Origin of the sequence: Comamonas aquatica NBRC 14918 (assembly GCF_000739875.1) — a bacterium.
In the GTDB taxonomy this organism is placed as follows: Bacteria; Pseudomonadota; Gammaproteobacteria; order Burkholderiales; family Burkholderiaceae_C; genus Comamonas; species Comamonas aquatica.
In genome coordinates this window covers 67,732-76,457 of sequence record NZ_BBJR01000040.1, presented here as the reverse complement: position 1 = coordinate 76,457, position 8,726 = coordinate 67,732, and the positions used below count along the sequence as shown (strand labels likewise).

Here is an 8,726-nt window from a genome sequence, read left to right as displayed (position 1 = left end):
TGCGGCAGCCTTGGTTACGGCCTTCTTGGGCGCTTCGGTCTTGGTTGCGGTGGTGGCCTTTTTCTCAGCCGGTTTTTTTGCAGTTGCCATCGTTTTCTCCTTCATCAATTTGCACACAGCATTTGCGTGATCGCTTGGAAAAAGAGCGACTCACCAGCCATTGCGACGTGGAGTGTTTCGCCGCATGGACACACAAACGCCCCATGCCATCACCTGTAGAAATAATTGTGATGGCATGGGGCGCATTATGAATTCCCTTGCGTGAGTTTGCGAGGCTTTATCGCGTCTTAATCCCAAGAAAGTGCGCCACCGGTTTGGTATTCGATCACGCGTGTCTCAAAGAAGTTACGTTCCTTCTTCAGATCGATCATTTCGCTCATCCAGGGGAACGGATTTTCTTCGCCGGGGAACAGCTCTTCGAGGCCGATTTGTGTGGCGCGGCGGTTGGCGATGTAGCGCAGGTAGCCCTTGAACATCGAGGCGTTCATGCCCAGCACGCCGCGCGGCATGGTGTCCTCGGCATAGGCATATTCCAGGTCCACGGCCTTGCGGAACAGGGCGTTGATTTCTTCCTTGAATTCGGCCGTCCACAGGTGCGGGTTTTCGAGCTTCAGCTGGTTGATCAGGTCGATGCCGAAGTTGCAGTGCATGGACTCGTCGCGCAGGATGTACTGGTACTGCTCGGCCGCGCCGACCATCTTGTTCTGGCGGCCCAGGGCCAGGATTTGCGTGAAGCCGACGTAGAAGAACAGGCCCTCCATCAGGCAGGCAAAAACGATCAGCGACTTCAGCAGGGTCTGGTCGGTTTCAGGGGTGCCGGTGTGGAAGTGGGGGTCCATGATCGCTTCGATGAAGGGGATCAGGAACTCGTCTTTGTGGCGGATCGACGGGACCTCGTTGTAGGCGTTGAAGATCTCGCCTTCGTCCAGGCCGATCGACTCCACGATGTACTGGTAGGCGTGCGTGTGGATGGCTTCCTCGAAGGCCTGGCGCAGCAGGAACTGGCGGCACTCGGGCGCCGTGATATGGCGGTAAGTCCCTAGGACGATGTTGTTGGCAGCCAACGAGTCGGCCGTGGTGAAGAAGCCCAGGTTGCGCTTGACGATGCGGCGCTCGTCGTCGGTCAGGCCGTTGGGGTCCTTCCACAGCGCGATGTCGCGCGTCATGTTCACCTCCTGCGGCATCCAGTGGTTGGCGCAGGTGGCAAGGTATTTCTCCCAGGCCCATTTGTACTTGAAGGGCACCAGCTGGTTGACGTCGGTCTTGGCGTTGATGATGCGCTTGTCGGCGGCATTCACACGCTGGTGCGTGCTGGCCGATGCGGTGTGGCTGGGGTGGGTGGTGGACGAAATCTCGTCATCAAAAGTCAGCATGTCGTACTCCCTGCAATCTGCAAAAAAGTGAGCTGGCTGCGCTGGACAGGCAAGGGGTTCAAGCGATGAGGCTTGAAAACCCTTGTGGTCTGCGCGCTGGCTGCTATGAAATCAATGGGTGCCTTACTGGCAGGCTTCGCAGCCCGGGTCGTCAATGGCGCAGAACTTGACGTCCGTGGCCGGTGCCCCGGTGCTGGCCCGTGCGGCGGCGGCGGCGCGGTCCAGGGCACTGGAGGTCTCGACCGCGGCGGGGGAGACAGCGTTCAGCGCGCGGCTCTGGATGGTCGACTTCTCGGCCGCCGTGGCGCTGGTGGTGCGCAGGTAGTAGGTGGTCTTCAGACCGCGCAGCCAGGCCAGCATGTAGGTGTCGTGCAGCTTCTTGCCCGAGGCACCGGCCATGTAGATGTTCAGGCTCTGGGCCTGGTCGATCCACTTCTGGCGGCGTGCAGCGGCTTCCACCAACCAGGTGGGCTCCACCTCGAAGGCCGTGGCGTATAGCTGCTTGAGGTCCTGCGGCACGCGGTCGATGGCACGCAGCGAGCCGTCGAAGTGCTTCAGGTCCATGACCATTACGCTGTCCCACAGGCCCAGCTGCTTCAGGTCACGCACCAGGTACTGGTTGATGATGGTGAACTCGCCCGACAGGTTGGACTTCACCGACAGGTTGCCGAACGAAGGCTCGATCGAGGCATCAACGCCGACGATGTTGGAGATGGTGGCCGTGGGCGCAATCGCCACGCAGTTGCTGTTGCGCATGCCATCTTGGGCGATCTTGGCGCGCAGCGCCTCCCAGTCCAGGCGGGTGCTGCGGTCCACATCGACGTAGCCGCCGCGCGCCTGCTCCAGCAGGTTCAGCGAGTCCAGCGGCAGGATGCCCTTGGACCACAGCGAACCCTGGTAGCTGGAGTAGGTGCCACGTTCCTTGGCCAGCTCGGTCGAGGCCCAGTAGGCGTAGTAGCAGATGGCTTCCATGGAGGCATCGGCGAACTCCACCGCCGCGTCGCTGGCATACGGCGTGCGCATGGCGTACAGCGCATCCTGGAAGCCCATCAGGCCCAGGCCCACGGGACGGTGGCGCAGGTTGGAGTCGCGCGCCTTGTCCACGGCGTAGTAGTTGATGTCGATCACGTTGTCCAGCATGCGCATCGCTGTGCGCACGGTCTTGCGCAGCTTGTCGTGGTCCAGCTGGCCATCGCGAATGTGCTGGGCCAGGTTGACCGAGCCCAGGTTGCACACGGCGGTCTCGGTCGCGCTGGTGTTCAGCGTGATTTCGGTGCACAGGTTGGACGAGTGCACCACGCCAACGTGCTGCTGGGGCGAGCGGATGTTGCAAGGGTCCTTGAACGTGATCCAGGGGTGGCCGGTCTCGAACAGCATGGACAGCATCTTGCGCCACAGGTCCACGGCGGGAATGCGCTTGAAGAGCTTGAGCTCGCCCGCATCGGCCTGGGCTTCATAGGCGGTGTACGCCTTGGCAAAGGCCTGGCCGTACAGGTCGTGCAGATCGGGCACGTCGGAAGGGCTGAACAGCGTCCACTGCCCCTTTTCCATCACGCGCTGCATGAACAGGTCGGGGATCCAGTTGGCGGTGTTCATGTCGTGCGTGCGGCGGCGGTCGTCGCCGGTGTTCTTGCGCAGTTCGACGAACTCTTCGATGTCCAGGTGCCAGGTTTCCAAGTAGGCGCACACGGCGCCCTTGCGCTTGCCGCCCTGGTTCACGGCCACTGCCGTGTCGTTGACCACCTTCAGGAAGGGCACCACGCCCTGCGATTCGCCGTTCGTGCCCTTGATGCGGGCGCCCAGGGCGCGCACGGGGGTCCAGTCGTTGCCCAGGCCGCCGGCAAACTTGGAAAGCAGGGCGTTTTCCTTGATGGCGTCGTAGATGCCGCCCAGGTCGTCGGAGACGGTGGTCAGGTAGCAGCTGGACAGCTGCGAGCGCTGCGTGCCGCTGTTGAACAGCGTGGGCGTGGACGACATGAAGTCGAAGGAGCTCAGCAGTTCATAGAACTCGATGGCGCGGGCGTTGCGGTCGTCCTCGTTCAGCGCCAGGCCCATGGCCACGCGCATGAAGAAGGACTGGGGCAGCTCGATGCGGGTCTTGCGCACGTGCAGGAAGTAGCGGTCGTACAGGGTCTGCAGGCCCAGGTAGTCGAACTGCTGGTCGCGCTCGGCCTTCAGGGCCGCACCCAGGCGGGGCAGGTCGAATTGGAGCAGCTCGGGGTTCAGCAGCTCGTGCTCCACGCCCTTGGCGATGAAGGCGGGGAAATTCTCGGCGTAGGCCGCGTCCATGTCGGCCGGCTGCACGTCGCGGCCCAGCACCTCGCGCACGATGGTGTGCAGCAGCAGGCGGGCGGTGACGTAGGTGTAGTCGGGGTCGCGCTCGATCAGCGTGCGGGCGGCCAGGATGGCGGCCTTGTAGACCTCGGCCAGGGGCACGCCGTCGTACAGGTTGCGCAGGGTCTCGGCCACGATGGGCGCGGGGCTGATGTCGGCGTTCAGGTCGTGGCAGGCGGCCGTGATCAGCGCCTCCAGGCGGGCCTGGTCCAGCGGGATGCGCTGGCCGTGGTCGGTCACGTGCAGGCTGGGCTGGGGCGCGGCGGCGGCCGCAGCGTCTTCGGCGGCCTTTTTCTTGGCGGCGGCGCGCTCCTGGTTGCGGGCTTCGCGGTACAGCACGTAGGCACGGGCCACGTCCTGGTGGCCGCCGCGCATCAGGGCCAGCTCGACGTGGTCCTGCACGTCCTCGATGTGGAAGGTGCCGCCCTCGGGGCGCGAGCGCAGCAGCGCGCGCACGACGCCGTTGGTCAGCGCTTCGACGGTTTCACGGATGCTGACCGAGGCGGCGCCCTGGGGGCCGCGCACGGCCAGGAAGGCCTTGGTCAGGGCGATGGCAATCTTCTGCGGCGCGAAAGGCACGACGTCGCCGCTGCGGCGAATGATCTGGTATTGGTCCAGGACCGCCGGAACGCTGCTGGCCCCGGGCGTGGGGGCGCCGTGCGTTGCAAGGTCGGTGTGGGAGCTGTTCATAGCGTGCTGCATGAGGGCCTCTGGAGGATGGAAGGGGGCGTGCGGTGCGCCGGAATAGGGAGGTGCTGCACAAAAAATGTGCGCTACCTGTAGCGTCATGTGATTTCAATGACACTATGGGTAGTGTATTTCGCCAGCATGACGAAATCTGCGTTGTGGGCTGGCAGCACCTGGGTGTGGCCCGTGTTGACAGGCGCGCGGCCGGCGGGCGCCGTGGCCCCGCGCCCGCAAAGCCAGGCTGCATGCGGCTTGCCGGCCCATGGCCCGTGCGCAGGCCTTGTGGCGTCAGGGGTGAAAAGTTGTAAGAATTTGTTTATAACCCATGGCCCAAGAAGGTCTTGGGGCGCTAGGTATGGGTTCTGATGGGGTGATTTGCACTAAATCTAGTGTTTGTGACGCGGATCAGCACCGGCCTTGCCGCAGCGGCGCTGGCGCCGGGGTGCTGTCTGAAAGAGGAGCGGGTCGCGCAGCAGGGCAGGCGGTTTTCAATGCTTTGGGCATTGAAACCCTTGTTGGATCTGCGCAAGCAGCTATGCCTTTTGAATCGCTGCTGGGTAATCCACGCCCAGTTGCGGCAGGGTGGCCTGCAGGCGCGGCCAGTCGAAGCCGGGGCCGGGGTCCTGCTTGCGCCCGGGGGCAATGTGCTCGTGGCCAGCGATGTGGCGGATGGGGTGCTGGTCCGCCAGCGCCTGGCACAGCTGGGCCAGGGCGTGGTACTGGGGGGGCTCGAAGGTCTGGCCTTCCAGGCCTTCCAGTTCGATGCCGATGGAGAAGTCGTTGCAATTGCGGCGCTCGCCCCACTGCGACTGGCCGGCGTGCCAGGCGCGGTCCTCGGTGCTGACAAACTGCCACAGCGTGCCGTCACGCTCAATGAAGAAATGGGCCGACACCTCCAGCCCGCGGATGCCCTGGAAGTAGGGGTGGGCCTCCCAGTCCAGCTGGTTGGTGAACAGCTGCTGCACGCAGCCCGTGCCGTACTGCCCGGGCGGCAGGCTGATGGAATGCACCACCACCAGGTCCACGGGCATGCCCGCGGGGCGGGGGCCGAAGTTGGGCGAAGGCAGGTGCCGCGCGGTGCTCAGCCAGCCTTGTTGCCAGCGGGAGGAATGGGGGTCAGTGCAGCGCGTCATGCAGCGGATTGTCGCTGACCGCCAGTGGCTCTTCCGGGCACACGGGGATGTTCAGGCGTTCAATCCGGTAACGCATCTGCCGCAGGCTGATGCCCAGGCGCGCGGCCGCAGCCGTGCGGTTGTAGCCGCAGGCGTGCAGCGCGCGGGTCAGGATGTGCCGTTCCTGCTGGTCCAGCCAGGCCTGCAGGTCGTGCGGCAGTTCGTCCGGCGCCACCAGCAGGCTGGGGGCACTGCGTTCTTCGGCGCAAGGGCTGTCGGTGGGCACGCCGTCCATCGCCAGCTCCTCGCCCAGCGCCAGGGCCCGGTGCAGCAGGTTTTCCAGCTCGCGCACATTGCCCAGCAGCGGCAGGCCCTGCAGTTGCTCCATCAACTGGGGCGAGAGCATCGCCGGCTGGGCGCCCTCGCCGGCAATGCGCTGCAGCAAGGCGCGGCACAGGGCCGGCAGGTCCTCCCGGCGTTCGCGCAGCGGGGGCAGGTGAATGTCGATGACGTTGAGGCGGTAGTACAGGTCCTGGCGGAATTCACCGCTTTGCACGGCCGCCGCCAAATCGCGGTGGGTGGCACTGACGATGCGCACATCGACCGGTTCTTCCTGGGTGGTGCCCAGCGCGCGCACGCTGCGCTCCTGGATGGCGCGCAGCAGCTTGGCCTGCATGGACAGCGGCAGCTCGCCAATCTCGTCCAGAAACAGGGTGCCGCCGCGGGCCGCGGCAAAGAAGCCGGTGCGGTCGGCCGTGGCACCGGTGTAGGCGCCTTTGCGCGCGCCGAAGAACTCGGCTTCCAGCAGGTGCTCGGGGATGGCGCCGCAGTTCACCGCCACCCAGGGCGCCTGGGCGCGGTGGCTGCAGGCGTGCAGCGCGCGGGCCACCAGTTCCTTGCCGGTGCCGGACTCCCCGGTGATGAGCACCGGGGCCATGCTTTGCGCCACTTTCTGGATGCGCTGCTTGACCTGGCGCATGGCCTGCGATTCGCCCACTAGGCGCTCCAGCGCCGTCGAGGCACTGAGGATGTCGACGGTCTTGCTGTGGGCGACGGCCGCCAGTCCGGACGCCGGACTGCCCGGCTTGGGCACGCTGCCTTCGCCCTGTACGGCCGAGGCGACCACGGTGCGGAACTGCTTGAGGTCCACGGGCTTGGTCAGGTAATCGAAGGCGCCGCAGCGCAGGGCCTCCACCGCGTTTTCGGCCGAGCCGTAGGCAGTCATGACGATGGTGCGCTCGCGGCGGCGCTGGTCGCGCAGCTCGCGCAGCAGCTCCATGCCGCTGCCATCGGGCAGGCGCATGTCGGTGATCAGCACGTCAAAGCGGCACAGCTGCAACTGCGCACGGGCCTCGGCCAGGGTGCCGGCCGTTTCGACACGGTAGCCCTCGCGCAGCAGAGTGAGCTCATACAGCGTGCGCAGATCGGGTTCGTCGTCAACGACAAGGATGGTGGCGAAGGAAGTGACCATGGCGGCGATCAAACCACAATTGGATCGAACAGGGAAGCCGTGTCCGGCTGGCGCTGTTGCCCGCGAAAGTGCACGGTGAAGGCATTGCCCGGCTGCGGGCCGCGCGCCGTGGGGCGCTCGGCACGGGCATAGCTGATGCTGCCGCCGTGGCGCTGGCACAGCTCGCGGCAGATGTAGAGGCCCAGTCCGGAGGAGCGGCTTTGCGAGGAGAAGAAGGGCTCGAACAGGTGTTTCTCGACCGAGGCTTCCACCGGCGGGCCTTCGGTCCAGACCTGCATCCAGAAGGGTTCGCCCTGGCCGCCGCCGGTGTGCAGCTGCAAGCCGTCGGCCAGCAGGCTGGCGCGGTGGCGCGCCGCATTGTCCAGCAGGTTGATGGCCACGCGGCGCAGGTGTTCGCTGTCGAATGCGATCTGCGCCTGGCCGCAACCGGGCACGAACACCCCCTGGCGCTGGGGGGCATCCTGCTGCTGCCATTCGTGCCAGATGGTGGACAGCTCCGCGTCCAGGGTCAGGGTGCGCGAGTCGGCATGCTGGATCTGCTGCTGCACGCGGGCGATGTCCAGCACGTCTTCGGCGATCCGCGCCAGACGCTGGGCGTTCTGTTCCACCATGCGGCTCAAGCGCTGCTGGGCAGGCTGGTCCAGGTCTTCTGCCAGCAGGGCATTGGCCTGCAGGATGGCGGCCAGGGGATTGCGGATTTCATGGGCCACGGCGGCGGACATGCGGCCCATGGCGGCCATTTTTTCGGTGCGAATGCGCGCCTCGACCAGCCGCAGGTCGTTCAGGAAAATCACGCACAGCCAGAGATGGGGGGCCAGCAGGCTTTCCCCGGCGCCGTCGTGCTCGGCCTCTGCCGCCAGCACCTCCGGCTCCAGGCTGGTGGTCAGCCAGGTGCGCACATACAGGCCCACCGGGCGCTCCCCTTCGGCCAGCAGGTGCACGTGCTGGCTCTGGGCCTGGCCGCTGGCGTAGGTGTGGGCGACCATGTCGCGCAGCGGTTGCCACAGCGCCATGTCGTGCAGGTTGTGCAGGGCCAGCGGCGGTGGCAGCCCCAGCAGCTCGCAGGCGGCGGGATTGGCCAGGCGCACCTGCTGCTCGGCATCGACCACCAGCACGCCCTCGCTCAGGTTGGCAATGATCAGGCTGTTGACCTGGGCATGCGTGCGGGCCGCCTGGCGGCTTTGGCGGGCCTGGCGTTCCTGGTAGGCCAGGCGCAGTGACAGCTGGCGTGTCAGATAGGCCACGGCAAAAAAACCCGCGCAGACCAGGGCGGTCTGCATGTAGCCGTCGCTGCTGAAGTTGCCGCCCTGCCAGGCACTGACGATGTTGGCGCCCAGCAGCAGCAAGGTGATGCTGGCAGTCGTGGCCAGGGCCATGCGCATGGGGCCCAGCACGGACACCGTGAGGATGGGCAGTGCCAGCAACGGCGTGTAATACATCCGGCCGGTCTGCATTTCCTGCAGCAGGCAGATGGTCACGATGTCCGCCACCAGCAGCAACAGCCAGGGCCAGCGCCAGTGGGCGGCCGGTGGCTTGTGGTGCAGCAGCACCCAGCCGACCAGGGCCACGACCAGATAACCCGTGGACAGTGCCCAGGACCAGGGCATGCTGGGTGGCATGCCGGTCGAGGTCCAGGTCTGCATCGCCAGCAGGGCGATCAGCAGCGTGGCCACCAGCACCCGGGCCGACAGGAAGGCCTGCCAGAGCCGGCGTGCACTTTGCAGCGGAAGGGTGTGGGGGCTGGCCAAG

The 8,726-nt window shown here is 65.8% G+C and carries 5 protein-coding genes; all 5 read right to left on the bottom strand.

The window, feature by feature from the left end; translation table 11 throughout:
- Positions 1–287: 287 nt before the first annotated feature.
- The gene (locus tag CA2_RS08435) at positions 288–1,373 is read right to left on the bottom strand and encodes a ribonucleotide-diphosphate reductase subunit beta (RefSeq protein ID WP_042415262.1); all 1,086 of its coding nucleotides are present in this window, start codon (positions 1,371–1,373) and stop codon (positions 288–290) included.
- A gap of 123 nt (positions 1,374–1,496) precedes the next feature.
- Positions 1,497–4,409, bottom strand: a complete 2,913-nt coding sequence (locus CA2_RS08430) for a ribonucleoside-diphosphate reductase subunit alpha (RefSeq protein WP_042415259.1) — start codon at positions 4,407–4,409, stop codon at positions 1,497–1,499.
- Positions 4,410–4,927: 518 nt separating this feature from the next.
- Positions 4,928–5,527: a 1,6-anhydro-N-acetylmuramyl-L-alanine amidase AmpD gene (ampD, locus tag CA2_RS08425; protein ID WP_042415257.1), complete on the bottom strand. Its 600-nt coding sequence runs from the start codon at positions 5,525–5,527 to the stop codon at positions 4,928–4,930.
- Complete coding sequence (locus CA2_RS08420; RefSeq protein ID WP_042415283.1) at positions 5,511–6,977, bottom strand: sigma-54-dependent transcriptional regulator; 1,467 nt, start codon at positions 6,975–6,977, stop codon at positions 5,511–5,513. Before CA2_RS08420 ends, ampD begins: the two co-directional genes overlap by 17 nt.
- 8 nt (positions 6,978–6,985) lie before the next feature.
- Positions 6,986–8,725, bottom strand: coding sequence for an MFS domain-containing histidine kinase (locus CA2_RS08415; RefSeq protein WP_042415252.1), 1,740 nt, complete (start codon positions 8,723–8,725; stop codon positions 6,986–6,988).
- Between the last annotated feature and the right edge of the window lies 1 nt (position 8,726).